This window comes from Rhizobium sp. 01T444, assembly GCF_056398305.1.
Window position 1 is genome coordinate 21,308 of sequence record NZ_JBFTPD010000037.1, and the last position, 26,457, is coordinate 47,764.

Consider the following 26,457-nt stretch of genomic DNA (forward strand, 5'->3'; position numbering starts at 1 on the left):
TGACACGAACGGACGAGCCTCTCCGGTTCCGTTGCAAACACGTGTCGACCAAACCTCGCGTATTCAATCGGCCACCTACGTGGAGCCGATCCAGGACCTTAAGCCTGCCTTGCCTATTCAGACGGAGTTGTCAGGCCGTTTTCGCTCGTTTGGCTAGCAGGGATGCGGTCGCTGTTGCGCGATCCTGCAATTCCTTTGCAAGACGGGCTTCGCGAAGGCGTACAGTCTTTTCCTGCCGAGATCGAACGAGGGAGTCGAGCTCTTCGGCGGCGTTGTTGCGTGCGAAAAACTGTGATTGTGAGCGGTTGAAGGCTGTCTCAGCCTGTTGGCGAGACTTGCTATATGTTTGTGACATAACTACTTCCGGATGAGGGCCGCCGGGTTGGCGGCAATAAAAAAGGCCAGGCTATACGCCTGACCCTGATTGGTATCAGCTCTCAACAGTGCCAGTACATCCGTGGTCAACGAAAAGCAGATACCGGATGAGTTAGGCAGCCTGCAGATTGCAGGCGGACATCTTGCCCGACTTATTGTCGCGCTCCAGCTCGTAGCCGATCTTCTGACCTTCTACGATTTCGCGCATGCCGGCGCGCTCGACGGCCGAGATATGGACGAACGCATCGGCGCCGCCATTGTCAGGCTGAATGAAGCCGAAACCCTTGGTGGAATTAAACCATTTAACTGTGCCAGTGGTCATGATGAACCCTTTCATAGCAATTGAGGGGCCACAGCACCGGAGCGCTGCAGATGGTGATAGCGATTTTTGAAAGGAAGGTTCGTTCAGGGCGCGGTGCCAATCGCGCAGTAACCAAAGCTCAGCAAGCAAATATCGATAGTCGCTATATGGGCAAGTTGCAGCACAATGTCAACTTTTAGTTTTCATATTAGTGAGAAATCTTCATATGGTTGCAATTCGGACCTTTACATCCAGCGGCAATTTCGTTGCCCCGCGCCATGCTAGAACACTGCAGAGGGAATGGCCGGCACGCTTTCTAATAAGCGGAGCCTGCCGCGGACTAGGGAGTTGCTCCGCCGTTGAACCTATCTTGTGCAATTCTTTTGTATAGCTGGTAGGAAAAGAGGCCGTTCAGGGAACAAGGCAGACATGTCCATTCAGCGTACGAGCTTTTACGTCCTTCTGGCGGCTGTGACGATCGCGTTCATCTGGCTGCTTATCCCCTATTACTCCGCTGTCTTCTGGGCCGTCATCCTCGCGATCATCTTCTTTCCCGTTCACAAGCGACTGGAGCGTTTGTTAGGGGGCCGTCGCAGCATTGCCGCTCTGCTGACGGTGTTGATGTGCATATGCCTCGTTATCGTGCCGGCAATGATCATTCTCGGTTCTCTTATCCAGGAAGGAACCAGCCTGTATCAACGGATCAGCAGCAACGAAATCGATCTCAATGGTTATCTGGTCCGGATCCAGAATGCCTTGCCCGGCTTCATCGACAACTGGCTGACGTCACTGAAACTCGGTGGATTTTCGGAACTGCGCGCGAATATCTCCTCCGGCGTCGTGCAGGCAAGCCGGTCGGTCGGCGGCGGTCTGCTCAGTTTTGGTCAAAATACGCTGCAGTTCTTCATCAGCTTCGGCATCATGCTGTATCTGCTCTTCTTCCTGTTCAGGGATAGCGGGGACCTCAGGGGCAAGATCCGACATGCAATTCCGTTGAGCGATGACTATACGCGGCAGTTTCTCGACAAGTTTTCCGCTGTCGTTCGCGCCACCGTCAAGGGAAACATCATCATCGCGATCGTCCAGGGAACGATCGGCGGCGTGGCATTCTGGGCTCTGGGGATTGAGGCCGCCTTGCTGTGGGGTGTGACAATGACGTTCCTGTCGATGCTGCCCGCAATTGGCGCGGCGCTCGTATGGGTTCCAGCCGCCATCTGGCTACTCCTCACGGGGGCCTGGCTGAAAGCATCGATCCTGGTCCTCATCGGCATATTCGTTATCGGGCTGATCGACAATCTGCTGCGCCCGCCGTTAGTCGGCAAGGGAACGCGGCTTCCCGACTACGTCGTGCTGATCTCGACAGTCGGTGGCATCTCCCTGTTCGGCATCAATGGCTTCGTCATTGGCCCCTTGATCGCCGCCTTGTTTATCGCGGCATGGTCGCTTTTCGCCGAACAGCAGAGCGCTGAAAGAGCAAAGTCCAAGATTAAAGAGTGATTGTACCGTCAGCTCCCGGGACTTTGCAGCTTGCTCAGAATTCCATCTGTGAATCGAATATCTAGCAATTTGGAGGCGGCCGCGAGGGTTCCGATCCCTTTTAAGCGCTGAGGCTCAATGCCCCAGTCGAGAGAACTGAAAAACTCGAGTCTTGGGATCTCTGACTAGCTTCGCGGAGGGTTCAGTCTTGGCAGAGAATTCGCGTGAGCTGCCGCTTCGCCGGGGTAGGGGAAATCATCACCGATCTGCCGATCGCCATCGAAGACTTTGAACGTGGGTCCATCGACTTCAACAATCTTGTAGCCGTTCACGTATTCGATATTCCGTGTTTTCCAAGCCACTTGAGCTCTCCTTGAAGAATGACTATTCGCGACCCGGGAAAATGATGATCGACAGGCCATACTCGCCGATCTGTCGTAGCACATATTTGTCCAGGTAGGTTTTCCGCATTCGGCGCCATCATCCAAAGGCCCCGCTTTCACCCGGGCGTGTACACTGCAGGCCAATTCGCGGAGAGGAAGTGGTACGCCAGGATCATGACATGGGATGGTCGAGGTGCCGCCGGTGCAGGACTGCACCCCGAAGCATTCTAGCCGAGCGTCGAACATCATTGCGATCGTTCGGCTTCTGAGATCTGGAAGGAGCGCAGCGTGGCGCGGATCGTCAGTTGAATGAGCGCTGGGTGGCGCGCAGGTAGGTTTCGGCGAGCCGAACCCGTTCCTCGGCCACGGCGAGCAGCGTCCGCTCAAGGCGTTGGGCAAGGCGTCTCGACATCGACGGCTCGGGGCGCCACCGCGGCAAGCCCGGCCGTATCCGGATGCGGGGTCCAAGACCCGGCCGGTAATGTGCAAGCGTCATGCCTGCCTTGATAAGGAGGCTCTTGATAGGGGGGCGCCGTTCGGCCGCAATCACCATTGAGAAGGCCGGCACCAGGAGCGATTTGGGAACTGGCAATTCGATCTCGTCGATGATGTCGTTTCCGACGTCGTTTTCCTTGACGAAGACGAGGAATTCGTCGACCAATTGATGCGCCCTGTCGAGCTCGCTTTCCTCGGCATGCTCCCCCGAAACCGGGCCATGGTCGCTTTCTATGATCAGACGCATTGTGATCTCCTTTGGGCGGTAACGCGGCTGACGTTTTTTGGTTCGAAAGCGAAAGATAGGCATGAAATGCCGCGGGCTTTCCGGCCTGTGCCGGCATTATCGTTTGGGCTGGCTAGGCGGTGACCAGAGGCAATGCTGTCATGACAGTGGCCAGGCGTGTCCGGATATCTTCAGGCTGGCGCTTTGCTTCGGCACGAGGGGGATCGCGCCTTGAAGCGAGTTCAACAAGATCATCGATAGTCAGGTCGCAGCGTTCGGGAACTCCTGCTGCGCTTCTGTGTTGTTGGGCTGAACCTGTGTGGGCGTCGATGAGGCGCGCAGCTTGGCATTTATGCGCCAACCGAAAGTGCTTTACGCCAGAAAAAGGAGATCGAGATGATCAAGGATGAAAACGACAGCGAGCGCGTATGGGACCTAGCCGAAAAGATCGGCTTTTGCATGTTGGTAACGAAATCCGGTGACGATATTCGCGCCCGGCCGATGTCAGCTTATGTCGAGCGGCTTGAGAACAGCTTCTATTTTCTGACCGATGTCGACAGCCACAAGGACGACGAAATCGCCCGGCAGCCGGACGTATGCCTCGCCTTTGCCGACAGCAAGGGGCAGAAATATGTATCGGTAACCGGAAAGGCGGAAGTCTCGAGCGACCGCGAAAGGATCCGTGATCTCTGGGCTACGCCAGCGAAAGCCTGGTGGGACAACGCCGAGGATCCGTCGATTCGTGTGCTGAAGGTGACGCCGTCCTATGCCGAGTTCTGGGATAGTCCGGGGACCATCGTCTCTTACATCAAGATGGCGGCTGCCGCGATGAGCAGCGCTAAGCCGGACATGGGCGACAATGCAAAGGTCAGGATGTAACCCCGGGCGGTGAACGGCTTTGTCGGCTCACCTGCGCCACCAGCCGCAGGACGGCAGAGGATTGGAGGTCATGCGCGCCGGCCGGTCGACGACTCCGGGCCCGGCTTGCACCAATAGGTGACGAAAAGCCGATCGAGGCGCAAGAGCGAATAGCGGAACGGAAAGGTTCGCACGGAACGAAGATCTTCCGGACAGGCTGGGGCCTGCGCGTCCTGGCAATATTTATGTCCTCGCTAGTTATCCTGGTGGTTTGACTTGAGCGATCTTTCTGCCGTGGCTCGGTCAAAGCGGAGCCGGCGGCGATCTGCTTACCCACCGGTCAGAGATTATCGCCTCCGATAACGTCTTGGCCGCATTCCGAACCTCGCTCCGCACGCATTCGTCCTTCTCAAAGACTCGTGGTTCGTCGCATCCAGGCGTGGGCTCGGACCGCCTTTTCGGGGTTCAAAATCATAGGCGGACATGACATGGCCCCCCACCGAGATGAGATCCTTCATGAATGCCTTGAGAGAAATGCTCGGTCCGGATGCCGTGCTCCGCCGATTTCTAGATTTTCCCTCTTGCAGCGAAAACTAAGATCTTTAGCTGATCGAAGTTTCGGATACCCTGTCGGTAAAGTTCGATGATGATTGCGGCACTTCTCGACATTTCCTCGTCATTGTCACTAAGCTGGAATTCCGCTTTCACGGCCTCCAGGACTTGCGCGCAAAGAGCAAGGTCTTCCGATGTCATCGCCTGGTCACGGTCGGCGATTTTACGCTCATTCATCGTCTTCTCCATCCGCGAACATCGGCGTCATCATATCGTGAAGCCAATGATCTCCTGTGATCGGGAGAAGGATGCTCAGGTACGGGTTGAAAAACCCTTCTCCTTCTCACTTACAGCACCAGCGGAATCGAAATTAGGTTTCACCTTCCCGTCTTCAATCGGACTAAGGTCTTATCGGATGACCTCTGCCACTGCCAATGCCAATGCCGTAGCGATTTGCGGAGTTGTCATGTCATGTACGCAGCTGTGACACGCTTCCGGCATTCGACGATCGAAATTACGCCCGTCGCCGGCGCGCCGTTCGAAAATCCGCCGCTCCGCGACGGGAACCATCGCCGCGCTCAACAGTCCATGCCTTTCCTGGATCTGCAGCCACACGAGAGTGGGGTACCCCTGACATGCTACCCGACTGGTTGTCCGACTAGAATCTTCTTTGCCGGAAGGTCCGTCATGCGAAGCCACGCTGTCGACATTTAAATTTTATAATTCTACAGTAGAAGTCCCTAATAGAAAGGGAGCTGCTATGGAAGACCTGACGATGTCCGAAGTCTTGAAAGATCCGCTGATCCGCCAGGTGCTTCGTGCCGACCGAGTTACACTCGGAGACTTCGCCAAACTTTTGGAGGAAGCGGCGTCGAGGCGCAGCAGGAACTTCTGCGTCGCGCGAGCCCTGCCTGAACGCGACAAGGCTTCAGCCGGCACTCAGGGCTAGCCAACCATTTTCCAACCCCGTCGTGTGTGTCGTGGGCGACTTGGCCCGCCAAGCGCGGGCCTTTTTCGCGCTAGGTCAGCGCCCCGAGCGAGGATCATTCATGAGATTGGCTGATCGGTAGGTGGCATCATCGATGCCACCTACCGATTGGCAATGCGGTCGAGCCCCGAGGCAGGGCGCGGCCATCCCCTTGATTATGACGCTGGCGGCCGACGAGCATGACCGAAATGCGTCGACTGCGTTGCCCGCGACAGGGCCGAACAAGGCGCCGATGCTCAAGCATCGATCTGGCGGTCCCTTGCCATCTCCTCGACTTCGTCGGTCTCCCGTTGATCCGCACCGATCCTTTGATTTTTGGCGTTGTCGGTCGATCGAATGAGTTCGTCGGCCTTCGTGTGAAGCGCCCGCATGTCTCGGTTTTGAGAATGCTGCATCAGGAGCAGGAGAAATAGCGTGATCAGGGTTCCGAGCATGTTCGTCAGCAAGAACCACTCCTGAGGAAGCTGAAGGACCATGCCGAAAACGCACCAAGACGCCGTCAAAAGCGCCGCTCCTGCAAGCGCGCGGCGATGCCCGGCAAGCGTTACGGCTTTCTCTGATATCCGAAGAAATCTTGATCGTCCTGCCATTGCCGGAAAATGCGCCATCGTCGACCTGGTTCCGCCAGGAGCGGAGTACGGCGACGTCGCTCTCCGCCCCGGTCGGTGCGGCGCGCCTCATTCCCATGCCCTTCCCAACTCTCCGTGCAGGCTCGCGCCAGCGTCTAAAGGTATCTCGTCGTCATTTCGAGTGCGTCCGGGGGTGTTCGGGCAAGCCGATCTCGACATTTGGCACGCATCCCAAGCCGCCGTGGCGTTGCCGTCTTGTCCGCCGCGGGAAGCTCACTATCTCAAATATAACCTCGATCTGGAGGCCCGAGATGGACGACGATCTTAAGACAGAACTCCTTGCTTCTCACGAAGTCGAAATCCTTCCACCCGAACGCGATCAGCGCGTGGGTGATGGCCCTGGGGCCTGCCTCTGTTGCGGCCGTTTCCAATCGTTCATGGACGATGATGGCTGCGGGATCTGCGAGAAATGCCTTGCCGCATGGAGCGGACCGCAACCGCGGCGCGGGCTACATCCGCAGCTCGACCTTGATCGTGGCGGGGCCGCGGAGGTCTGGCAGGATGAGAACCTTTTTGGAAGTTGACTGCGCCGGCGAGCCGCGACCCACGCTCGAAACGCTGGCCGAGCTGTTTTCATAACCAAGTGCATCGACGACCGCGGTGAGCCGCGCGCGGTAGCCATGACTTGCTTCGCACGCGATGGATAGCCATCTATGCGCTACCGCTAGCAGACTTCACCATCAGCCGCGCCGCGTTTGTCGCCCGCGCGAGGAGATCAGCATGCACGTCACATCGAAGCCCCTGAAAGAAATGACGCTTGTCGAACGTTCCACCCTTCTCGAGACTGTCGCCGATGCATTGGAGGCGTCTGCCGAGGAAGCCGGGGGAGAGGGCGACGTCCGTTTCGTCGAAAACTCCATGTGCGTCGTGAACACTATCCGCGGCATGTCGCGCGATCTCGGGCGGCGCGACCTCGCCGCCGCCGAGCTACTGCTCCAGCAGGGCATCATGATGGTGTACCAGTTCACCAGCCGGACGCGTGCAAAGATAGCCCTCCACTGATCCCTGCCTTCCACCAAGTGACGGTCGGGGAGACGCGGATCGGTCCCGCGCTGCTGGTCAACTGGCGATCATGAAGTCTCCTCGGTGCCACGTCTCGTCGTCAGGATCGACGAGCTCATTCCAGTTCCGATCAGCGCGACGTCGAGTTCAATCATGTTGAAGAAAGGACGCTTGTCGAGGAGCAGCACGCGCGGGTCGCCGAAAATGAGTATCACCCGTGAATTGGATCATCTGTGATATCTCGCGCTTTGCATTCGAACGTCGACGCCGGAAATGCTTCGAAGAGACACGCTCGCTAGAGGACTTCGAGGGGAAGCAATGGTGGCATGGGAAATGCGATGGAAATGGCGTCGCCGGGAGCGCCGCCGCCCTTGAGCACGATCGTCATGATACCGCTCTTCCGGACGCGCTCGCCGTCCGGCCCCTGCCAAGGACAGCTTCTAGAAGGTCAGGTTGGAACTTGTCGGTCTGCGCACACGGATTGCGCAGCCCCGTGACCTGAAGTTCGACGTCCGTCCCTAGTTTCAGGACCGCCCCGCGCGGGAGCACCAGAAGGTCGACAATCCTCACTACAACCGATACGTTTTCCATACCTTCCTGTGCATCGCGGGAAGACCTAAGGCAGGATTCGGCCGGGTAGTCTGGATTCACGCGAAAGGCCAAGACCGGCTTCTCAGCCCCGAGACATCGTAGGACTTGGAAATCGATAAGAGGGCCAGGGCGAAACTTTAATTAGCCTCAATTCAAACCGCCTGATGGTCCAGGCAACCAGCACGGTTGAGTTCACCGAAGAAGGCCCTCGACGTCGAACTCCTCCCAGCCATGCAGTTTCGTCGCGGGATCATCGGGATGCCGTTCGGTTGTCTTCGAAGCCGTGCCAGCTTTTCTCAGGGATCGCGTCAGCTTCGCCTTGTATCGCGCCTTCCGACGATTTTCGGCAGCAGCGAGCGCATCCTCTTCTCGCCACTCGTCGACCACACCCCTGTCAAGAATGTCCTCGACGAACCTCGGATCGAAGACATGGAAAGTGATCCTCCTTGCGCGCCCGTTTAGCCTCACGGTACGCGTTCCCGCACTTGCCAAGCGGCCGTCTGCAAGCCAACGGTGTCGTTCGCTCGCCTTGATCGTGAGGATATCCTGGATCTCACGCGGAATGACAGGCAGGCTTTCAATGTCTTCCAGCGCACTAGCGACAATGGATGCCGCGGCATGGAATTCTGCCTTGGCACTTGCAGGCATCGATAGCGTGAGTTCTCCTCCATCGACATCGAGCGACTTCTTCGAAACGAGCGGGAGTCGTGCACGTAGTTCGAGGAGGATTCCCTTTGCGCGGATGGAAGACCCTAAGGTCGCTGCTGGCGGCAGCACCCAGGTCCTAACCAGCTCGACATCGTTCTTTTCGTGTTTCGGCATGGCGCCTAAATGGGATCGCCAGGGCTCCAAGTCAACGACAACATGCTAAGGAGAATGAGCCCAGGCGCGACCGGGGAGTGCCACCTTCGGTCCTGCACCCGGAAGCAGCGACTCGAGGGCATGCGGCGTGACCATGCCGGTTGCTCCGGGAGGCGTGATCGCCAATATGGGATTTCGATGACACGATATTCCGACAAGCGGGTTGCGGGTTGCGGGTTGCGGGTTGCGGGTTGCGAATATGTCTTCTCGCTACAACGGTTCATCTCCGTTGAAATCCGGCTCGCGCATGCTTACCGGCGTGCTTGCTTTAGCTAAGGGGCGCCGTTTCTGATAAGACAGTCGCCCAGGAGATCGACTAGTTGGTCATCTGGCTACTACGGGGATATCCGCTTTGGCGGGCAGCTGCGCGCCGTTGCGAAAGCTTCACCCTGACGATCGATCCTGTCTAACCGGCGAGCATCGCGTGGCGACCTGAGGAAGCGGGAAGACGATCGACTCAGTGAGGATCGCTGATGCTAGACCGGGATCGACGGATCTGCCTAACGCCGACATGTTGGCGGACAACAGTCCGTTCTGACAGTTGCGATCGTCATCCCATCCGGGATGGTTGACGATCGGATAGAGACATATCCCCTCCAGTGGAACGCCGACCTGCATGGCGGCCTTCGCCTCGGCGGCTACGTAGCGAAACCACGACGCGCGCCGGTCGCCCTCAATACCGGTCTCGGCGATCACGATCGGCTTACCGTAGCGCGCGTAGGTTTCAAAAAGAATTCGGCCGAGAGGCTTGTAGAGCGGGTGGCCGATATCGATTGGCGGTCCAGCGTGTATCCACTGATTGTTGAAGTAGTAGTTGACGCCGACGATATCGAGATAACGTTCGTTTCCACCGATCTGAGGCCATAACCGCCCGGAAATCAGGTCCCAGCCCTGGAACTGCGATTGTCGGTGGCCTTCGGCAACGCCGGCGTCCCACGGCCGTGACGGGTCCATGACGACATTGATGACCGGATCGCAATGAACGAAACGGGCGCGGGGGTCCACGCAGAGGATCGCCTCCATGGCAGCGATTGCGGCACGGGCCAGTTGAACTTTGAGCTCGAACCCTCGGCCATTGGCGAAGGGGTTGAGATATCCGGCATCACCACCACCCCACGAGAAGAACGATATCTCGTTGACCGGGCAGTAGAGGGGGATTTCGTCAGAGCGCTCGCGCACGATCCTTGCACAGGCGCTGGCAAAGGCCGCAAAGCGATCGACGAAACGCGCAGTCCAGATATCGACATCATCCGGCCAGCCGTAATGCAGCAGGTCCCAGATGACCTGTGTCCCGGTTTGGCGGGCCGCGTCGAGCATCGGAAGGATGCTCGACCACTCGTAGCTCCCGGCTTTGTCGATCAAGTGCCAGCGGAAGCCATCGCGCACCGTGCGAATGCCGAAACCGCGAAGCTGGCGGTAGTCCTGCGCGGTCCAGCGGTCGTGCCCGATCGCGGCAATCATGTCGAGGCGGCGGCCCAAATGGTCTTCGTCACGCCGGCGCAGCCGATGGGTTGAGGATTCGAAGCCGCCCATCAAGAACGATTGGAAAATACCGGTTGGGCCCGCCGACCTTCGCTCGGCAAGAACCTCGGCAAACAATCGCTGCCATTGCGGCAGGACCGCTTCGACGCAATAGCTGGTTTCGACTTTGCGGCGCAGGGCAAGACCAAGCATGCGCCGAAGATCCTCGTTGTCGATCAGCTGACGGATCTTTCCGGCCACGTCCATCGCATCGTTAAAGGGGACAAAAATGCCGGATATCCCGTCTTCGATCTGTTCACAGGCGCCATTGTCCGCCGTCGCGATCACGGGCAGGGCGGCGGCACCGGCTTCCGCGATGACGTGCGGCATGCCCTCGCCGCGCGACAGCCAGACGAAGATGTCGAGTGACGATAGAAGGTCGGGAATATCCTTGCGGTCGCCCAAGAACTGCAGCTTGTTTTCAAGGCGCAGCCGGCGCGAGAGGTCCTTCAGTCGCTGAGCATATTGCGGCATGAAGGCGTCAGGGCCGCCGATCACGAGGAAGCGGGCGCGCTCGTTTTGTTCAGCCACGAGGGCGGCTGCTTCAATGAAATCCTCAACATTCTTCTTCGGATCCAGACGGCCGACCCAACCGATCAAGATGTTGTCGGCAGTCATACCAAGCCGAGCCCTCGTTGCGGTACGGATTTGCGGGTCGAACGTCGCCAGGTCGACCATGGACGGTATTTCCAAGGCGTGGTCCTCGCGGCCAGGCATACGAGAGGCGGCCGCCTCGCGGATCGAGCGGCACACGCCGACGTAGCGGCTGGTCAGGTGCTTCGGTCCTACCAGTGCCTCCGCAACCAAGCCGCCATGCTCGATGAGCGGCGGGCGCAGATGCAATCGCTCGAGCGCCGGATAGACGTCGGCGACGTTTTGGCAGGATATCACGATGTCATAGCCAGCAATCTTGCCAGCCAAATAGTCGACGGTGTCTTCGAATGAAAGCGCGTAAGGCTTCGTATCGACATCAACGCCGAGCGCACGAAGTTGCTCATGCGTCTGCTCGGGCATTCCGGCCTTGTGAAAACAGGCAACGACATCGATCCGGTAGACGCGGGGATCGAGGTGTTCGGCCAGGAGCCGCACTTCTGTCTCTTCGCCGCCGACCACCAGCCAGGCGAAGACGAACAGGATACGGATAGGTGCAGGCTCTGATATCATTCGCCCACCTTGAATACGACCTGCAGGAATTCCGGGCGGTTTTCGACCAGGTCGATCAGGAATGCGGGTGCATCCTCAATCGGCACGACATGGGTGATCATGTGCTTTCGGATCGTGTCGCCATGAGACCGCAGGAGTTCTATAGTAGCGAGCGCTAGCCTGCTTCGGTTCCAGAGATGTCCCAGGCCGCGCGGTACCCGATTGATCTGTGCACAGCGAATATTGAGGCCGTTATGGTGAAACTCCTCGCCGAGCCGCAGCTCGTCGGCGCCGCCTTGATAGAAGGCGAGGTCGATGACGGTCCCTTGCGGCCTTAGCGCTTTCAGCGCCGTATGCAGGCTGCCGGAATGGGCGCGGGTCTGAAACGCGAGATCAGCCCCTCGTCCCATACCGCCGACATGCCAGCGGGCCTTGGCGTGCTGCCAGGCCCGGTCCTCGGTCATGGCGGTGAGGCCCATCGCCTCGGCTTTGCCGCGGCGGAACTCCGATGGGTCGGAGATGATAATCTCGGAAGCGCCGAGCGATCTGGCAAAAAGCGCCGTCATCAGGCCGACAGTACCGGCGCCGATCACCACGACTGGCCGATCTTTCACGCCGGCGCCCAGGAAAGGAACATGAGAGCCGAAGAATTCGGCATCGGCATGGAGGATGCCGTTGGCGGCAATCGGTCCCATCTGGGCAACAAGGACGCCGAGCAGCGGGTCGATGGCGGCCGGAAGGGGTACGAGAAGATCGTGGAACGGGTCCGCGGTGTGTCCCGACTTGTGAGCATAGGTGGTGGCGACGATGTCGCCTTGTCTAAAACCGTTGGCACGCGATTCCGATACGCGGGCGACTTCCATATAGCCGAGGAACGGCACTGGATAATGCAGGTCCGGTTCGTTCTCGACGAAGACACCGCGCTCCCCGTCGAAGCGCGAGCGAAAATAGGGATTGGTGTTTTTCAAGAACGTGAGTTCCGTTCCTGCCGAAAAACCGGTGTAGAGCGTATCGAGCCGAACCTGTCTGTCTCCGGGAGGGCCTTCCTCATATTCAAGGAAATAGGGTAGGCCGGGCGCCTCAACGCCCAGCGAGCGAATGATGCGATGGCCGGGCGCCAGTCCCGGCGGCGGTGCTTCCGGGCGCGGCTGAAGCCGAAGCGGTGCCGGCTCCGGCTGCCGGCTTTGCGGCGGTTTGAGGCGCACCGGCTCACCCGCTTGCGCCGAAGACATGACTGCAAGCGCGAGCCGGTGCGTCGCCAGCGCTTCACCGTAGGGGCAGCGAATACGATTCTCGCCGCCGCGAACCGCATCGATGAAGTCGCGATCCTCTCGCCAGACCGGATCGCCGTCGGCTCCGCGCATCGGGCGTCCGCGTCCGACATCCACCATAATTTCGCGATCAGTCAGTTCGATCGCGAGCCGATCGGCAAAGATGTGAAGTCCGACCCGGTGGTTCCAGCCAAGAAGGCATGTGGATGCAATATTTGCGACGACGCCGGATTCAAAGGTCAGGCTGGCGGTTGTCACCGTCGGCACATCGAGACCGGGAAATTCAGGTCTCGCCTTGTGGCCCGCGCGCCCATAGACTTCCGTAACCTCACCGACCAGGAACCGGACGAGATCGAGGAGGTGGGTTGTCTGTTCGACCATCTGACCGCCGGATTTGTCTTTTCTCCACCACCATTGTGGCGGCGGTGTCGAATCGAGCCAGTAGCCGGACAGTAGCTGTGCAGGGTTGTCTTTGAGAAGGCTACGTGCCTCATCGACGATATCGAGGTAACGCCAATGATAGCCAACGCTGGTGACGAGGCCCTTGGCCGTCGCGGCTGCGGAAATTTCCTCTGCAGTCTTAAGTTCAAGCGATACCGGTTTTTCGACGAAGAAGGGAATGCTCCGCTCGATGAGATCGCGCTCCGGCTCGCCATGGGCGAAGGGCGGCACGCAGATATAGACAGCATCCGGCCTGACGGCATCCAGCATCTCACGGTGATTGGCAAACGACCTCGCTCCGAAGCGCGTTGCCGCCTGGTCGGCGCGACTAAGGTCAGGATCCGCAAAACCGACAAGCTCCACGTCATCGAAGGCGGAGATGATGTCGAGGTGGCGCTGCGCTATACCCCCAACGCCGATAAAGCCAAGGCGCGTCTTTTGCATGGATGAATCCTTTTGCTGATGCGTGGCGGGTCGAGAGATGAAGCGGTCGTAGACCGCCATCGTTTCTGCGGCCATTCGATGGGCGGAAAAGTCAGTCTCGAACCGGTTGCGCGCGGACCTTGCGACACGCGCCAGCATCTCCCGATCGGAGAGGGCATCGACGATGGTGGCGGCAAGTGAGGCGGGGTTTTGAGGCTCCGCAAAAAACGGGTGGTCTTCGCCCAGTGCCTCCACGGTACCGCCGATCCGGGTTGCAGCCACGGGCAGACCCAGCGACATCGCCTCTAGAACGGCAAGCGGCAGGCCCTCGAACAATGACGGCAGGACGAAGAGATCGCTTGCGGCAAGGATATCGGCGACATCAGCACGCTGGCCCAAGAAACGGACATGACCTGAAACATCAAGCTCGCCTGCAAGCTCCTCCATGGCCAAGCGTTCCTCACCGGACCCGACAAGCAGTAGGCGCAGGCGAGGATGGACCCGGATTATTTCAGGCATGGCCCGCAGCAGCGTGGCATGATCCTTCTGCGCGGCAAACCGACCCACCATCACGAGGACTATCTTGCCCTGAAGATCCAGGTCTTGCCGCAGCGTGCCCACTGTCGCGACAGGTACCGATGCGAAGACGCCGTTGCGCACCAGGGTTAACCGATGGGAGGGAACGTGCTCGCTAAAGCTTAGTCGCGAGGCTTCGGAAACCACAATATGGTGGGCGATCGTCTGCGTGTGCAGCCTATACTGCTCCTGCTGCTCGCTATCCGTAAGAAGGTAGGGGAGATGTTCGGTCCGAATGGCCGGGACACCGGCCCGCGCTGCAGCTTCTCCCAGTTGATGTCCTTCCCAACCGATTCCCGCATGCACGTGCAGGAGGTCGATGTTGCCCTTGCTGAGCCAACTTGAAAACTCTTGACCGTCGGCCGCAAGCTTGACGCCAAGGCCTAGACGTGCGGCACGAGGAAGCAGATGTGAACGGTCTTCAGACAGAAGCGCCAGAACGACGTCAACTTCCTGGGAAAGTGCGCGGCCGAGCGCGAGCATGTGTTCGCCCATCCCGGAGGGATCAAGACTGTCGGTCGCCAGTACGATGCGGGGTTTCCTAGTCAAGCTTGGTATTTACCATGAGGTCGGTCAGCCCATGCAGTTTCTGCAGACGTCGATGGGTCGCGAGCGCCTGGCCGACGACCTGGTCCATATTGTAGTATTTATAGGTGCCGAGTCTGCCGACGAAGGTCACATCGCCTCGCGCGCGTGCGAGGGCTTCGTACTGCCTGTAGAGAGCCTGGTTTTCGGGGCGAGGGATCGGATAATAGGGGTCGCCGTCTGCACAGGCGTATTCATAGCTGATACTGGTTTTGGGGTGGACCTGCCCGGTCAGATGTTTATATTCAGTCACGCGGGTGTAGGGCACGTCTTCCGAAGGGAAGTTGATCACGCCAGCCGGCAGCATGCGCCGCATGTCATGCGTTTCGTGCCGGAACTTCAGGCTCCGATAGGGCAGCTGCCCGAGACGAAAGTCGAAATATTCGTCGATCGGCCCGGTGAAGATCACATGGTTCGCAACACTTTGCCGGCGCAATTCCTTGAAATCCGTATCGACCATGACGGTGATGTTTTCGTGGTCCAGCATCCGTTCGAACATCCGGGTGTAGCCGTCGAGCGGCATGGCCTGGAACCTGTCAAGGAAATAGCGATCATCCTCATTCGTGCGGGTCGGAATACGCGCGGTGACGGAGCGATCAAGCTCGGAGGGATCAAGGCCCCACTGCTTGCGCGTATAACCTTCAAAAAAGATACGGTAGAGTTCGAGGCCGACCTGCGACACCACAACGTCCTTCGAGGTGGTTACTTTTGCGCAGCGTTCGGCGCGCGTTGACAGGAAGCGTTCGGCTTCGACGTCGTTTGAGAGATTGAGGCCGTAAAGGGCATTGAGCGTGGTGCGGTTAATCGGAATTGGGAGCCTGAGGTCGCCGAGCTGGGCGAGTACGCGGTGCTCGTAGGGCCGCCAGCCAGTGAAGCGCGATAGGTAGGCGAAGACATCCTCGCTGTTGGTATGGAATATGTGGGGTCCGTATTTGTGGACCCGGATCCCGGCCTCGTCGCAATGGTCGTAGGCATTGCCGCCGATATGGGAGCGTCGGTCGCAGACAAGGACCCTGCGGCCGTCGACAGCCAGCCGCTCCGCCAACACCGATCCGGCAAAACCAGCACCAACGACCAGATAATCGTAAGGCTTGCGAAGCGACATGCTGCCGCTACGCCGATAGGATTTTTCCTTGGCAGACAGAGGGACGCCCACAGCCTGATCAACGATACGCGCCATGTGGTCGAACGTTGCATCCCAGGACGAGCGCGCCAGCCGGGCATCCACGTCTTCAAGCCATGGCTTTCTCGAACCTGCCAGTCCAAGCGCGGCATCGCAGCAACGCGCGAAATCGTCGCTGTCGTCTGCGAAGAACACGCCCGGCGCATTGCCGTAGGTGCGCACGACATCCGCAATTCGGGTGCTGACGACGGGCCGCCCGGCTGCGAGATATTCGGGTGTCTTGGTGGGGCTGATGAAGCGGGTCGCCTCGTTTAGTGCGAATGGCATGAGGGCTGCTTCCCAGCCCGAAAGGTATGAGGGCAGGTCGGCGTAATTCTTCTGCCCGAGGTAATGGATATTGGCCGCCTTTGGCAGATCGGAGGGGGAAATCTTTGCGATCGGCCCAAGGAAAACGAAGGAATAGTTCGGCCGGACCGCAGCTGCTGTCCGGATCAGGTCGAGGTCGAGGCGCTCGTCGATGACGCCGTAATAGCCAAGGCGTGGATGCGAAATTCCGGCTTGGTCGGCTGGATCTGCAAGCGCGGTGCGGGCTGTCTGGAAGTGGTTGGTATCGACGCTGGAGGGGAAGGCATGGATATTGTCGTGCCGATCCTTTTTCGCTTCGTAGAGGCTGATGCCGCCCGTGAAAACGGCGTCGGCTCGCGCCATCAGCGCCGTTTCCATTTCCTTCAGATGTGGCGGCGCGAAGCGGAAATTCGCAAGCTCGTCCATGCAATCATAGACCACCGCAGCGGCATCGACGTGTTGGGCAAAGGCAAACATCATCGGCGTGTAGAACCAGAGAATCGGCCGCTTTGCGCCATGCAGCGCGATGAGGTCGTCGAGCAGCCGCCCGAGGGCCTTTTGCCGTTCGCCATCACTCCACCAGTGCGGAATGCGTGGCCGGACCGCCTTGACCGACGTCCCTTCGAAAGGATGAATTTCCAGATAGGCCAGATGATGATCGGTCGGAATGAATTCCTCGAAAAAGAATACTTGCCGATCCCGGGAGAAGCGCTGCATCAGATGCTGAGGTCTTTGCAGCACGAAGTCCCACCGAAGATGAGAAAAGCAGATCAGAGGGGAACCCGGCGGTAGCGATGTGGCGGACGCTTGCGGGAAGGAGTTCAGCACGTTCATCGAAAACCTCGCGACAGTGAAATCCTCAACAACGGTGAACTGCCAAAGTTCCTAAGACACGGATTAATTCGGTCAGGGGTCCATGATCAGCTGGCGAAGCCGTCTAATGCTGTGCGGCCAGGTCCAGTTCGCGAGCACGACCGCGCGTGGGCGAAACATGTCGGCCCGTTTCAACAAGTCGCAAATTCCCTCGTGGAAATCATCCGCCGAAGCTGTTCGGCCGGTCTGCGGCGTGATGTATTGCAGGCCACAGCTGAGGGCGCTGTTGGCAAGCACGGGGATGCCGGCCAGCATGTATTCGGTGAGGATGGCAGGTGCACCGTCGTCTTCGCCGCAGACGACCCCGATCCGCGATTGGTTCATCAGCCGGTTGACATCATGAAACGGCACGCCCGGCGGCCCGACGAAATCGACGGTGATACCGAGCCGGTCAACACGGCTGCGCAGGCCATCGACAAGCTCCCCGTAGCCGCAGACGCACAAGGCGCGGAGCGAACGCGGTAATTTGGCGAGTGCGTCGAACAGGATATCGTGACGTTTATAAGCCTGAGCTGCCGCGACGTAGATCACGTCGTAGATCTTGGGCAGGTTCAGTTGGTGGAAGGTCAGCTCGGATGCGAATTCGGGGCCGATCGGCATGACGACAATACGCATACCGGGATGCCTGGATCGCACGACCTCTGATTGCCACTGCGCGCCCGTAATGACGAGATCGAAATGGCGGCTGACCTCAACGGGCACTCGAAGAGCGGGGGCGTCAATGGAATTGTAGATTTTGAAACTGTCGCGACAGGCGAGCAGGATCTCCTCGCTCACGCCCAGCCCCCACACGCAAAGGATGTCGGGAGGGCCAAAAGCCTCGATATGTCCGAGCATGTCGTTAGACGCGAAGGGAGCCTCCGGGCCGTTCATACGAAACGCGCGGCGCAGCAGAGACGGAGTATCGTCGATCCATTCCCAAGGCGGATCGAGGCCCCGCCAATGCGTCCAAATCTCAGCGCAGTCTGCGAGTCCGCCCTTTAGGGCAGCGAGTGGGAGCCGCTCGAGATAGCCGCCGTCAACTTCGACGTCGTCAATATTGAGGATGGGTGAAGGCGAGACCCCACGCCCGCCCTCGATCCATTTCGCTCGAAATTCCTGGACAGACGGGAGGGCCCCGTTACCCCAGCTCCCGCCTTGAAAGTCGCTGATGACGACGATACGGCGCATGTGCTCATACACTCCAGGCGCGAGTATAGGCGATTGTCTCAACTCGAAAAACGGCTCGGTGGACAGACCGGCCGCGAATGGCGTGATGGCGGGCTAAGGCTTGCGGTCGAACTTCGGTCGCTTGACCACGTCGGAGGAAAATTGAATCCGGCCCCCGATTGTTTTTGCCGCTTGGGAGCCGAACCATCGCCGAAACAGTGCAGCGCATCAGTGGAGCGCATGGGGGAGCCGGGGAAGCAACTGCACACATAGCCGCTGGCCAAGCAGGCGATAACTCCGGTGGACACGAACCAGACCGACCGCCGATGGAAAATGCGGGACAGATGACCGTGCCGATGCGGGGGCCGAGCAGCTTAAGGAGACGCTGCACGACGATCGCAGAGACGGGCTGTGGCACGGGCGTTTCCTTTCTGACGCGATGAGTTGGCTCATGATTTTGTGAGCGACAGCCCAACCTCCCGCCCGGCCGATTGTTCCGGGGGAGTTTGCCTCTGTTTGGCGGATGTCTGGTCAGGGCACTCTGAGATACCGCGGCACGTCGCAACCTGACGCTGGGTCGCCTTTACGAGCCCGCCGCGGGCGCGATGGGACCTAAGTCCGTCTGTCAGGCTCTGACGGCCTTCATCATATTAGCACAGAGTTAAACACGATGTTCCTTTGAGGGGAGGAACAGGGAGGAAACATGAAATTTGGTTCTGACAGCTTCAGCCACGAAGAGTGCTGCTCGCAAGGGCATAGTTCCGCGTCGACCATCGCCACGATCCAGTGTGCGCTCTCAGTTGACCCAGACATCGACAGTAGCGCCATCACAATCCACATGCTCGGACCGGTCGCCGTCCTAGAGGGCTATATCTCGAATGCTGCTGACCGGAACAAAGTGATTTCGATAGCTGCAATGATTATCGGCTTCCACAATGTCCAAGACCGGATGTTAAGCCGCATTCCGAACCAATAGATTGACCCTTCAGGCGATAAGACCAAAGTCCCAATCTACAGGGACTGAAGTCCCTGGCCTGGAACACACTCTTGCTTTTGCGGTTTTGCCCCGCAGCGGAACAGACCGCTGTAACGGAGGAAAACAAATGTATATCAAAGCAGTAGGTATTGCAGTCGCGCTTGTGATGGCGTCCGGCCCGGCCTTCGCACAATCTTCGACCGTAACGGGCGCTGCTGGCGGCGCCGCCACGGGCGCAATCGTCGGTGGTCCGGTCGGCGCCGCTGTCGGGGGTATTGTAGGCGGTGTGGCTGGCAGCGTCATTGATCCGCCGCCGCAGAAGGTCGTGACCTATGTCCAGCAGGCACCCGCTCCCAAGACGAGCGTCGTCGTTAAGGAGAAGGTGGTTGTTGGCCAGCCGCTCCCAGAGACCGTTGTCGTAACGCCGATCCCGGATGAACCCAAATACTCCTATGCGATCGTCAACGATGAGCGCGTGATCGTCGAGCCTTCTTCGAGGAAGGTGATTCAGGTCATCCAGTGATATCCAAGTCACCAACCTGACCCTCAGGCGGCGCCTGCCGTCCATTCTTGAAAAACAAGGGCGCGCATGGACTTCGCAAGAACGCGGAGACGGTATGTTGTGCCCATCAGGGAGATCAATCATGAGAGACAATCATCTCACCATTATCGTAGCCGCATTGTCACTTAGCGTGTCGCCACTGGCCACCCTGCCTGTCGCGGCACAAGGCAGCGATACAGCACCGTCTCAATCGCAGACTGAAACGCAATCGGGTTCTGGTTCGCAGGCCGACACCAAGTCAAGTTCGCAGTCCGGCTCGCAGACTGAACAGTCGAAGGCCGGTGCAACTGTCTCGGGTGGTGGCGACTGTACTCCCAACGCCGCCGGTGCGTGCCCGAATGGCGAGGGCCAGCCGTCGCAACACAAGGCGGGGGACGTCTCCGATACGCAGAAATCGTCAACACCAACGAAATCAAAATCCAGTTCGCAGGACGCTTCCGAAGGCAGTACCGCCGGACAGAAGTCCGATACCAATGCAGGAGCAACCAATAGCAGCGGTTCTGGGCCGGCAGGCTCACAAAGCGGCGCGCAGGGCTCCAATTCGTCCGGCACCATGACGAAGAGCGGTGACGCGTCGAAGCCGTCGACCGACCAGAACACGTCGACGCCCAATAACAAATCCACGGAAACGAACGTCAACAACAATAGCTCCACGAACAACACCAAAACCAACGTCAACGTCACAGTCGAACAGCAGACCGAAATTAGAGAGGTGGTGAAGGAAGTTCGGGTCGAGCCTGTTAAGGAAGTCGACTTCACGGTATCTATCGGAACCAAGATTCCCAAGAGGGTCCATCTGGAACGGCTGCCGCCGCGTATTGTGAAGATCGCCCCAGCTTACGAAGGCTACCGCTTCTTCCTCCTTGCAGACGGCCGGATCGTTATCGTCGATCCCGATGCTCTCACGATCGTCTACATAATTTCGGCCTAGCAGGCAGCACCCGGCGGTGTATGCCGCCGCCGGGTGCTGCATGAGGATTTTCAGGATTTGAACAGATACAACCTTCCCGTTCCAACTTACGTTCACATCCTCTCAAGGGATTGATAGTCCGTCAGACTGGGTCCGTCAGCATTGATCAGATCGTCCTCAGGATGGGGTAGGCCACAGCATGGACTCGCGGCGTGCTCTTGCTTTTGACGACCTCATCTTCAAGTGCGACGCCGGAGCTTTTGCACTTCCACGCGACGAGCATCACTACGAGCCTGCATCAGGATCATCGGCGTTTTAACGCCGCGTAGAAAAGCCCGCGCGGCAGCGCGGGCTATGGGGACTTCCGGTAAAGCCCTAACTATTCTTACGGCTTTGCTGACCAGCCTTTCCATGCTGTTCATGCGAACCGCCTTGAGTGCCACGTGAATTGTCTTGCCGGCCTTCCGAACCAGAAGATGCGGATTTCGCACCCTGATTCTTATGGCTTTGCTGACCGGCTTTAACGTGCTGTTCGTGGCTTCCACCTTGGTTGGCCATTTGACTCCTCCTTGGTTTGTGATCTCGAGGTCACCACAGACCTCGCGGGACTAACAACCGCGTCGCAAGGATGTTCCAGCCGCTTTCAAGATTTGGAATGGGTCCCAAATTCAGGAGATTGGGCAAACACCCATGTCTCCTCATTGTGGCACTTGGTGACTAATTTCGAGCTCCACCTTTCTGATCGGCACGACCAAATGATCAAACCGACCGCGATGGCGCGTCAGCCGTTTTCGTTTCAGCCGGCCGACGAGGAACCCTTCATCTATACGTGCGTGTTCGCGGCACTTTTCGCAGACGTCGATCAACCGTTATGCTCCCGGCACGTTAACGCTGTTTTAACTATGAAATACAACCACGGCATCATGGGTGTATCAATCCATTCTCAATGGAACGGGTGAAGGCATGACGACGAATAGATATTCGGCCTTTGCGCCGATTGGTCTCAATTTCCAAAACAACAAGCCGCGAACATTCATCCGTAGTCTCACCGATGCCGCGCGCGTTCTCATCCAGGATTGGCCGCTCGACGATGAGGGGACTTTGCGAGATGAGAGAATCGAGCCACGTCAGTCTCTGCGGGGCCAGTGAGGATCGCTTCGTGATGTTGATGTTTGCTCGGTATACGGCGAGCGTTTCTACGAGTGTCGCTTAACGGATCGGACACCATGACACGCCCGTCTGCGTACAATGGCGAGGTACAGAGCCTGATCTACGCCAGCACCGAAACGCGGTTGCGCTGTCGCTACGCCGGCAATCCGGCGCGCCTCAGTCCAACGCGGAGCCGCAAAACGTCCCGATCCTCACTGAGATAGGAAACATCGACAAGCCAATTCACATAGTCAGCCGGGCCTGCCGCCCTATCCCCGCACCACCGCGCGGTGACGGCATTGAGAAAGACCTCTGCGCATCTTTCGGCATCCTCGATCCGATCCAGATGAGCGTAGGAGGCGGCGCGCCATGCCATGTCCCGCGGCTCTCTATCAGGTGTGTCGAACGTTCTCTGTTCCAGGAGAAGTGCGGCTTCACTGTACCTCGCCGAAAGGAACAGGAGGCGCGACTTGTAATAGTTGTACCAACTCGGATAAAGAGGGTTCAGTCGGTAGGCGATCTCAGCACCAGCCAGACCCCGTTCCGCCCGGCCGAGCGCTCCTTGCATCCAGGCCCAGAGGATCAAAATTGTGGCATCATTCGAATTCATGGACTTCGCCAGATTGAGGTGGTGCTCTGCTCTTTTGAAGTCTCTCCAGGTCAGGCATATATAGCCTAGCGTGCACTGCACTCGCGGATCACTCGGATCAAGAGAAAAAGCTGTTTCGGCCGAGCGCAAAGCCTCAATCCGGTTCTCGTCGCGCTCCCTGGGGACGCCTATGCTGTCCGAGGCTCGATTGAGGGAGATGTAAGCGAGGCCCGTATGGGCTCTTGCAAAGCTCGGGTCGGTCCTGGCGGCGCGTTCGAACAGTGCCTGTGCGCGCTCCTGTGCCCCAGGCCTGAAGTCGTCGGAGAGGCGGTTGCCTTGCAGGAAGAGGTCGTAGGCCTGCACGTCTTCCGGTCGGCGTCTTCGCGATGTCAACTCGTTATTGTCGATGACACGTTGTGCCACCATCGCAACTATGTTCCGTGCAATCTCTTCCTGCGTGGCGAAGATATCCTCGATGGACCGGTCGTAGCGATCGGCCCACAGATGCGTCCCACCGATTGTCTCAACGAGCTGTACGGTGATCCGCACCCGGTTGCCCGCCCGCCTGACACTGCCCTCGACAGCGTAGCCGGCGCCGAGGAGCCGCCCGATCTCGCGCAGGTCCACCGCCCGACCGCGAAGTGCAAAAGACGACGTTCGTGCAATCACCATCAGTTCGGTGAAGCGGGCGAGTTCTGTGATGATGTCTTCCGTGATTCCATCGCTGAAATAGACCTGTTCGGGATCGCCGGACATGTTCTCGAACGGAAGAACGGCGATCGCCTGTCCGGTCAAGGTCGAAACCTTGGGTGAAACGAACGCAGATCCGCTGAGCGGCAGATGATAGGTTCTGATTGGCCTCGAGAGATTCTTGAGCTGCTGCTCTCCAGCATATTCGATCGTCGCGTCGATCTTTCCGGCGAGATGTTCGTATGCGCTACCGGAGATCAATATATCGCCCGGCGGGCAGAGTTGCTCCAGCCTCGCTGCGACGTTCACTCCGTCCCCTAGAAGATCCTCGCCTTCGACAACGACATCGCCAAGATTGATACCGATGCGAAAGACGATGTTGCTGGAGGTATCGGATGGATTATTTTGAGCCGCCACTGCGTTCTGAATCGTGATCGCACAGGATACCGCCTCGACGATCGAGGCGAATTCCGCAATCAAGCCGTCGCCCATCAGTTTCACGACGCGCCCGTCATGTCTGGCGATCAGCGGCTGGAGCACTGTGGCCTGCAACCGGCTCAACGTCGAAAGCGTCCTGCCTTCGTCCTTCTCGACGAGCCGTGAATAGCCGACCACATCGGCAACGATGATAGCTGCCAGCCGTCGCTGCAAGGCGCGATCCTCCGCTCATGGTAAAAATCGTGCGCGAACCACTTGAAGGTGCCAGCATAATCTGTGACCGGTGGAAGAAGCGAGGAAAAATCTCGGCCAGAGACGGCATACTCGGGAAGCGGAGGTCGTTGCTCTGTTGCGCACCGTTCGCGCTCAGTTTCGGATGATGCCTGGCGGGATCGGGTTGGCCGCAGACCGCGGAATGCACAGCCTTCCCGTCTCGCGAGCACGATGCCGGTGAAGCGCTCGTCATGCCGGGCCCCGCCGATCTGCGAACGTTCGCAAGATCTAATCGGCTGAGCTAGTGCGGGCGGGCAACGCTTGCGGATGCTTGCGACGGTTCTGACGCGCAGGTCCTTTCGCAAACGAGGGCCAATCCCGGCGTCACCGGCGGAGTGAGCCTGGTCTCTGCATCGGCGCAGATCGTGAAAGAGGTCTGATGGAAGGCTGGACATCGGCAGAAGCCTTTCAGGTTTCGGAAGCCTGGTTCGATTGATCCGACCGAGGAATGGATGACCCGCCAGGGAACCGCGCCGGCGTGAAGGTTGATTTCCAAAAAATGTCGCTAGTTCTCGGACAAGGCCCATCTTGTGGCGAAACCGAACCGGAAATTTACATGCGCATCCTTATCGTCGAAGACGAATTCCTCATCGCAATAAACCTCGAAGGAATGCTTGCCGACCTCGGGCACGAGGTCGTGGGACCCGCGCGCACCAAGACCGAGGCGCTTGAGGCAGCAGATGACGCCGCAGTGGCGCTCGTCGATGTACGGCTGGCAGACGGCATCACCGGGCCTGAGATCGCCGAGGCCCTGCGGGCGAGGGACATCACCGTCGTGTTCACGACCGCCAACCCGGAAGCCGTTCTCGACAGCAGCGCCGGCGTCGCTGTGATCTCCAAGCCGTACGACGAGCACGTCATTGGCCAGGCTGTCGCCTATGCACAAGCTGTCCGAGAGGGCAGGGAGATGCCTGTTCCTCCGAGGCTGACGCGCATTCCGGTCGCCATGTAATGACTTGGAATAAATATCCGCAAACGCGCCCCGAGGCATGCCACCGCTACTCTACGTTCAGCTTTCGTAGGTCGCCGACTCGGTCTCCGGCACTCCCGACATTGCAAGATAGGCGCCGCTCAGCATCACGACGATGCCGATCACATCCATGACGGTGATCTGCTCAGCGAAGACAGCAGCGCCAAGACCAACAGCGATCACCGGCGAAACGAAAGCGTAGCTGCCGGCACGGGATGCGCCGATGTCCCGCAAAAGGCGCATGAAGGTCGTGTAGCCGATCAGCGAGCCGAAGATCACCAGAAAGAACCAGCCGAGCCAAGCGGTGGTTCCCCAATTGCCGGAGAGAGCAGATAACGCCCCCGGTTCGAAAGCCAAGGCTGAAATCAGGAGCGCGATGCCTCCGACCAAGGTCGTCATGCCTGCAACGAACAAGGCTGGATAGGTTCGCAGCAGTGGGCGGGCGAGCACCGAACCATAGCCGTAGGTGAAGGCAGCGGCCGCAACCGCCAACCCGCCCCATAGGCTGGCGCCTGGGAAGGGATCAGGGGATGGGGACGTTTCATGCGAAGAGGCGGGCCAGAACAGAACGATAAGCCCTGAGACCCCAAGAGCGATCGCAAGGATCCGGCGGCTGTCCAACCTTTCTTCGTTTAGCAGGAGAGCGAATACCAGGAGCGCAATCGGGGTGAGCGACATCTCCAAAACAGCGGCCGTTCCGGAATTGATATATTGCATGCCCCAAAATAGCGGGCCATAGCAGAGCGTGATCATCAGAATGCTGACGGCTGTGAAGCGAAATCCATCTTGCATCTTCAGGCTGGCCTTTTCGCCCTTTGTCCACGCGTATAAGAGGAGCAATATGCCGGCAGCGGTGAAACGCGTGCCGGCAAAAAGGAGTGGCGGGACGACGTCAATGCCGGCCTTGGTTCCAATCCAGGTGCTTCCCCAAATTGCGCAAAGCATCAGGAAGCGTAGTTGGTTTTTGCTGACGCCGGTGACCATGACGGCTCCGATCTGTGTAACGGGTAAAAATTAATTACACCGTTACAACTCGCTCTTGTCCAGATCGTTCCGCGCAACGATATTCACGGTATGAGCATGCAGAAGACGATCCGTAACATCAGCCTTCTTGGCGGCCATCCGGCGCTCGACTTCGTGAATACAGTCGATAGTCGTGGTGACAGTTGGGGTCCCGAATTCCTGAACACCTACGACGACCTGGTGGTTTGGGCCCGTCGCGCTGATCTGATCGACGACAAGGAACGCGATGTCTTGCTCGCCAAAGCCCGCAAGCCGGGCTCCCACACTGAAATTGCGCTTGAGCAAGCGAAGGAATTGCGCGAGGCCCTCTGCCGCCTGTTTCTATCGGAATCCAATGTAATCTCTATCAGCCAGAACGATCTGGAGCTTGTTGACGGCATGGCCCGCCGGGCACTGGCGCAGCAATCACTCGGTTGCGCTGGAAGCAAAATAGTGTGGCATCGCGCGGACGCCAAGGATCTGGCAGCCATCAGCAACCGTATCGCTCAGATAGCGACTGACCTGTTGACCTCGCGAGAGGGACGGCGTCCTATACGCGCGTGCGAGGGCCCAAATTGCGGGTGGCTCTTCCTGGATCAATCTCGTGGCGGTCACCGGCGATGGTGCTCGGACAAAACCTGCGGATCGCACGCAAGGGTGCGCAAATTTCGGGCTGCCCGGGCCGACTGATCAAGCAGAGCAGATGCCTTT

The 26,457-nt window shown here is 58.7% G+C and carries 25 protein-coding genes; 10 read left to right on the forward strand and 15 right to left on the reverse strand.

The genetic code is table 11. From position 1 onward, the window contains the following. Positions 1 to 130: 130 nt before the first annotated feature. Positions 131 to 355, reverse strand: a complete 225-nt coding sequence (locus AC1DTN_RS32395; RefSeq protein ID WP_113322047.1) for a hypothetical protein — start codon at positions 353 to 355, stop codon at positions 131 to 133. Positions 356 to 487: 132 nt separating this feature from the next. Next, a complete protein-coding gene (locus tag AC1DTN_RS32400) occupies positions 488 to 697 on the reverse strand; it encodes a cold-shock protein (RefSeq protein ID WP_037062590.1) in 210 nt (69 codons plus the stop codon). 408 nt (positions 698 to 1,105) lie between these two features. Here AC1DTN_RS32400 and AC1DTN_RS32405 point away from each other — a divergent pair, with 408 nt between their 5' ends. After that, positions 1,106 to 2,173, forward strand: coding sequence for an AI-2E family transporter (locus AC1DTN_RS32405; protein ID WP_113322046.1), 1,068 nt, complete (start codon positions 1,106 to 1,108; stop codon positions 2,171 to 2,173). Positions 2,174 to 2,337: 164 nt separating this feature from the next. Here the strand turns inward: AC1DTN_RS32405 and AC1DTN_RS32410 are convergent, their stop codons facing one another. Then, positions 2,338 to 2,514 (reverse strand): hypothetical protein, encoded by a 177-nt coding sequence (locus AC1DTN_RS32410; RefSeq protein WP_310390460.1) that lies wholly within the window; start codon positions 2,512 to 2,514, stop codon positions 2,338 to 2,340. A 322-nt stretch (positions 2,515 to 2,836) separates the two neighbouring features. Further along, positions 2,837 to 3,277: a hypothetical protein gene (locus AC1DTN_RS32415; protein WP_477924245.1), complete on the reverse strand. Its 441-nt coding sequence runs from the start codon at positions 3,275 to 3,277 to the stop codon at positions 2,837 to 2,839. A 375-nt stretch (positions 3,278 to 3,652) separates the two neighbouring features. On the opposite strand from AC1DTN_RS32415, the gene AC1DTN_RS32420 reads away from it, so the two are divergent. Next, positions 3,653 to 4,135, forward strand: a complete 483-nt coding sequence (locus tag AC1DTN_RS32420) for a pyridoxamine 5'-phosphate oxidase family protein (RefSeq protein WP_477924247.1) — start codon at positions 3,653 to 3,655, stop codon at positions 4,133 to 4,135. A 546-nt stretch (positions 4,136 to 4,681) separates the two neighbouring features. Here the strand turns inward: AC1DTN_RS32420 and AC1DTN_RS32425 are convergent. Then, the gene (locus tag AC1DTN_RS32425) at positions 4,682 to 4,903 is read right to left on the reverse strand and encodes a hypothetical protein (protein ID WP_113186380.1); all 222 of its coding nucleotides are present in this window, start codon (positions 4,901 to 4,903) and stop codon (positions 4,682 to 4,684) included. Between the two features lie 523 nt (positions 4,904 to 5,426). On the opposite strand from AC1DTN_RS32425, the gene AC1DTN_RS32430 reads away from it, so the two are divergent. After that, positions 5,427 to 5,615, forward strand: coding sequence for a hypothetical protein (locus AC1DTN_RS32430; protein WP_113322044.1), 189 nt, complete (start codon positions 5,427 to 5,429; stop codon positions 5,613 to 5,615). Positions 5,616 to 5,890: 275 nt separating this feature from the next. Here AC1DTN_RS32430 and AC1DTN_RS32435 read toward each other — a convergent pair whose 3' ends face one another. Continuing rightward, positions 5,891 to 6,262 carry a low affinity iron permease family protein gene (locus AC1DTN_RS32435; RefSeq protein ID WP_477924249.1) on the reverse strand — a complete coding sequence of 124 codons (372 nt, stop codon included), beginning with the start codon at positions 6,260 to 6,262 and terminating at the stop codon, positions 5,891 to 5,893. 272 nt (positions 6,263 to 6,534) lie between these two features. Between AC1DTN_RS32435 and AC1DTN_RS32440 the strand changes: the two genes are divergently transcribed. Further along, complete coding sequence (locus AC1DTN_RS32440) at positions 6,535 to 6,807, forward strand: hypothetical protein (RefSeq protein ID WP_477924251.1); 273 nt, start codon at positions 6,535 to 6,537, stop codon at positions 6,805 to 6,807. A gap of 196 nt (positions 6,808 to 7,003) precedes the next feature. Continuing rightward, positions 7,004 to 7,285 (forward strand): hypothetical protein, encoded by a 282-nt coding sequence (locus AC1DTN_RS32445; protein ID WP_113186377.1) that lies wholly within the window; start codon positions 7,004 to 7,006, stop codon positions 7,283 to 7,285. 68 nt (positions 7,286 to 7,353) lie between these two features. Here the strand turns inward: AC1DTN_RS32445 and AC1DTN_RS32450 are convergent, their stop codons facing one another. From AC1DTN_RS32450 to AC1DTN_RS32475, 6 genes are all read right to left on the reverse strand, one after another. Then, on the reverse strand, positions 7,354 to 7,500 hold the full coding sequence (locus AC1DTN_RS32450; RefSeq protein WP_477924275.1) for a hypothetical protein: 147 nt from the start codon (positions 7,498 to 7,500) through the stop codon (positions 7,354 to 7,356). A gap of 568 nt (positions 7,501 to 8,068) precedes the next feature. After that, positions 8,069 to 8,698 carry a hypothetical protein gene (locus AC1DTN_RS32455; RefSeq protein WP_477924252.1) on the reverse strand — a complete coding sequence of 210 codons (630 nt, stop codon included), beginning with the start codon at positions 8,696 to 8,698 and terminating at the stop codon, positions 8,069 to 8,071. Positions 8,699 to 9,121: 423 nt separating this feature from the next. Next, a complete protein-coding gene (locus AC1DTN_RS32460) occupies positions 9,122 to 11,422 on the reverse strand; it encodes a glycosyltransferase family 4 protein (protein WP_477924254.1) in 2,301 nt (766 codons plus the stop codon). Beyond that, entirely contained in the window at positions 11,419 to 14,661 is a 3,243-nt protein-coding gene (locus AC1DTN_RS32465; RefSeq protein ID WP_477924255.1) for a glycosyltransferase, read from the reverse strand. Before AC1DTN_RS32465 ends, AC1DTN_RS32460 begins: the two co-directional genes overlap by 4 nt. Further along, positions 14,654 to 16,999 carry a UDP-galactopyranose mutase gene (glf, locus tag AC1DTN_RS32470; protein WP_477924257.1) on the reverse strand — a complete coding sequence of 782 codons (2,346 nt, stop codon included), beginning with the start codon at positions 16,997 to 16,999 and terminating at the stop codon, positions 14,654 to 14,656. The genes AC1DTN_RS32465 and glf overlap by 8 nt, the downstream gene beginning before the upstream one ends. A 72-nt stretch (positions 17,000 to 17,071) precedes the next feature. Next, positions 17,072 to 18,208, reverse strand: a complete 1,137-nt coding sequence (locus tag AC1DTN_RS32475; RefSeq protein ID WP_113322038.1) for a glycosyltransferase family 4 protein — start codon at positions 18,206 to 18,208, stop codon at positions 17,072 to 17,074. Positions 18,209 to 18,890: 682 nt separating this feature from the next. Between AC1DTN_RS32475 and AC1DTN_RS32480 the strand changes: the two genes are divergently transcribed. The 3 genes from AC1DTN_RS32480 (at position 18,891) to AC1DTN_RS32490 (ending at position 20,656) form a co-directional block, all read left to right on the forward strand. Next, a complete protein-coding gene (locus tag AC1DTN_RS32480) occupies positions 18,891 to 19,163 on the forward strand; it encodes a transport-associated protein (RefSeq protein ID WP_113322037.1) in 273 nt (90 codons plus the stop codon). 127 nt (positions 19,164 to 19,290) lie between these two features. After that, positions 19,291 to 19,686: a DUF1236 domain-containing protein gene (locus AC1DTN_RS32485; RefSeq protein ID WP_477924260.1), complete on the forward strand. Its 396-nt coding sequence runs from the start codon at positions 19,291 to 19,293 to the stop codon at positions 19,684 to 19,686. A 121-nt stretch (positions 19,687 to 19,807) separates the two neighbouring features. Continuing rightward, on the forward strand, positions 19,808 to 20,656 hold the full coding sequence (locus tag AC1DTN_RS32490; RefSeq protein WP_477924261.1) for a DUF1236 domain-containing protein: 849 nt from the start codon (positions 19,808 to 19,810) through the stop codon (positions 20,654 to 20,656). A 354-nt stretch (positions 20,657 to 21,010) separates the two neighbouring features. Here the strand turns inward: AC1DTN_RS32490 and AC1DTN_RS32495 are convergent, their stop codons facing one another. Continuing rightward, a complete protein-coding gene (locus AC1DTN_RS32495) occupies positions 21,011 to 21,193 on the reverse strand; it encodes a hypothetical protein (protein WP_113186366.1) in 183 nt (60 codons plus the stop codon). Positions 21,194 to 21,938: 745 nt separating this feature from the next. Continuing rightward, positions 21,939 to 23,714, reverse strand: coding sequence for an adenylate/guanylate cyclase domain-containing protein (locus tag AC1DTN_RS32500; protein WP_477924263.1), 1,776 nt, complete (start codon positions 23,712 to 23,714; stop codon positions 21,939 to 21,941). Between the two features lie 616 nt (positions 23,715 to 24,330). On the opposite strand from AC1DTN_RS32500, the gene AC1DTN_RS32505 reads away from it, so the two are divergent. After that, positions 24,331 to 24,726: a response regulator gene (locus tag AC1DTN_RS32505; protein WP_113322033.1), complete on the forward strand. Its 396-nt coding sequence runs from the start codon at positions 24,331 to 24,333 to the stop codon at positions 24,724 to 24,726. A 57-nt stretch (positions 24,727 to 24,783) separates the two neighbouring features. Here AC1DTN_RS32505 and AC1DTN_RS32510 read toward each other — a convergent pair whose 3' ends face one another. Further along, complete coding sequence (locus AC1DTN_RS32510) at positions 24,784 to 25,728, reverse strand: DMT family transporter (RefSeq protein WP_477924265.1); 945 nt, start codon at positions 25,726 to 25,728, stop codon at positions 24,784 to 24,786. Between the two features lie 96 nt (positions 25,729 to 25,824). Here AC1DTN_RS32510 and AC1DTN_RS32515 point away from each other — a divergent pair, with 96 nt between their 5' ends. Next, entirely contained in the window at positions 25,825 to 26,436 is a 612-nt protein-coding gene (locus AC1DTN_RS32515) for a CGNR zinc finger domain-containing protein (protein WP_477924267.1), read from the forward strand. Positions 26,437 to 26,457 lie beyond the last annotated feature (21 nt).

What these genes read in the sequence shown, in the direction of transcription:
- AC1DTN_RS32395 (WP_113322047.1), bottom strand. Translation starts at nt 355, where the DNA reads ATGTCACAAACATATAGCAAGTCTCGCCAACAGGCTGAGACAGCCTTC.
- AC1DTN_RS32400 (WP_037062590.1), bottom strand. Translation starts at nt 697, where the DNA reads ATGACCACTGGCACAGTTAAATGGTTTAATTCCACCAAGGGTTTCGGC.
- AC1DTN_RS32405 (WP_113322046.1), top strand. Translation starts at nt 1,106, where the DNA reads ATGTCCATTCAGCGTACGAGCTTTTACGTCCTTCTGGCGGCTGTGACG.
- AC1DTN_RS32415 (WP_477924245.1), bottom strand. Translation starts at nt 3,277, where the DNA reads ATGCGTCTGATCATAGAAAGCGACCATGGCCCGGTTTCGGGGGAGCAT.
- AC1DTN_RS32420 (WP_477924247.1), top strand. Translation starts at nt 3,653, where the DNA reads ATGATCAAGGATGAAAACGACAGCGAGCGCGTATGGGACCTAGCCGAA.
- AC1DTN_RS32425 (WP_113186380.1), bottom strand. Translation starts at nt 4,903, where the DNA reads ATGAATGAGCGTAAAATCGCCGACCGTGACCAGGCGATGACATCGGAA.
- AC1DTN_RS32430 (WP_113322044.1), top strand. Translation starts at nt 5,427, where the DNA reads ATGGAAGACCTGACGATGTCCGAAGTCTTGAAAGATCCGCTGATCCGC.
- AC1DTN_RS32435 (WP_477924249.1), bottom strand. Translation starts at nt 6,262, where the DNA reads ATGGCGCATTTTCCGGCAATGGCAGGACGATCAAGATTTCTTCGGATA.
- AC1DTN_RS32440 (WP_477924251.1), top strand. Translation starts at nt 6,535, where the DNA reads ATGGACGACGATCTTAAGACAGAACTCCTTGCTTCTCACGAAGTCGAA.
- AC1DTN_RS32445 (WP_113186377.1), top strand. Translation starts at nt 7,004, where the DNA reads ATGCACGTCACATCGAAGCCCCTGAAAGAAATGACGCTTGTCGAACGT.
- AC1DTN_RS32455 (WP_477924252.1), bottom strand. Translation starts at nt 8,698, where the DNA reads ATGCCGAAACACGAAAAGAACGATGTCGAGCTGGTTAGGACCTGGGTG.
- AC1DTN_RS32460 (WP_477924254.1), bottom strand. Translation starts at nt 11,422, where the DNA reads ATGATATCAGAGCCTGCACCTATCCGTATCCTGTTCGTCTTCGCCTGG.
- glf (WP_477924257.1), bottom strand. Translation starts at nt 16,999, where the DNA reads ATGAACGTGCTGAACTCCTTCCCGCAAGCGTCCGCCACATCGCTACCG.
- AC1DTN_RS32475 (WP_113322038.1), bottom strand. Translation starts at nt 18,208, where the DNA reads ATGCGCCGTATCGTCGTCATCAGCGACTTTCAAGGCGGGAGCTGGGGT.
- AC1DTN_RS32480 (WP_113322037.1), top strand. Translation starts at nt 18,891, where the DNA reads ATGAAATTTGGTTCTGACAGCTTCAGCCACGAAGAGTGCTGCTCGCAA.
- AC1DTN_RS32485 (WP_477924260.1), top strand. Translation starts at nt 19,291, where the DNA reads ATGTATATCAAAGCAGTAGGTATTGCAGTCGCGCTTGTGATGGCGTCC.
- AC1DTN_RS32490 (WP_477924261.1), top strand. Translation starts at nt 19,808, where the DNA reads ATGAGAGACAATCATCTCACCATTATCGTAGCCGCATTGTCACTTAGC.
- AC1DTN_RS32495 (WP_113186366.1), bottom strand. Translation starts at nt 21,193, where the DNA reads ATGGCCAACCAAGGTGGAAGCCACGAACAGCACGTTAAAGCCGGTCAG.
- AC1DTN_RS32505 (WP_113322033.1), top strand. Translation starts at nt 24,331, where the DNA reads ATGCGCATCCTTATCGTCGAAGACGAATTCCTCATCGCAATAAACCTC.
- AC1DTN_RS32510 (WP_477924265.1), bottom strand. Translation starts at nt 25,728, where the DNA reads ATGGTCACCGGCGTCAGCAAAAACCAACTACGCTTCCTGATGCTTTGC.
- AC1DTN_RS32515 (WP_477924267.1), top strand. Translation starts at nt 25,825, where the DNA reads ATGCAGAAGACGATCCGTAACATCAGCCTTCTTGGCGGCCATCCGGCG.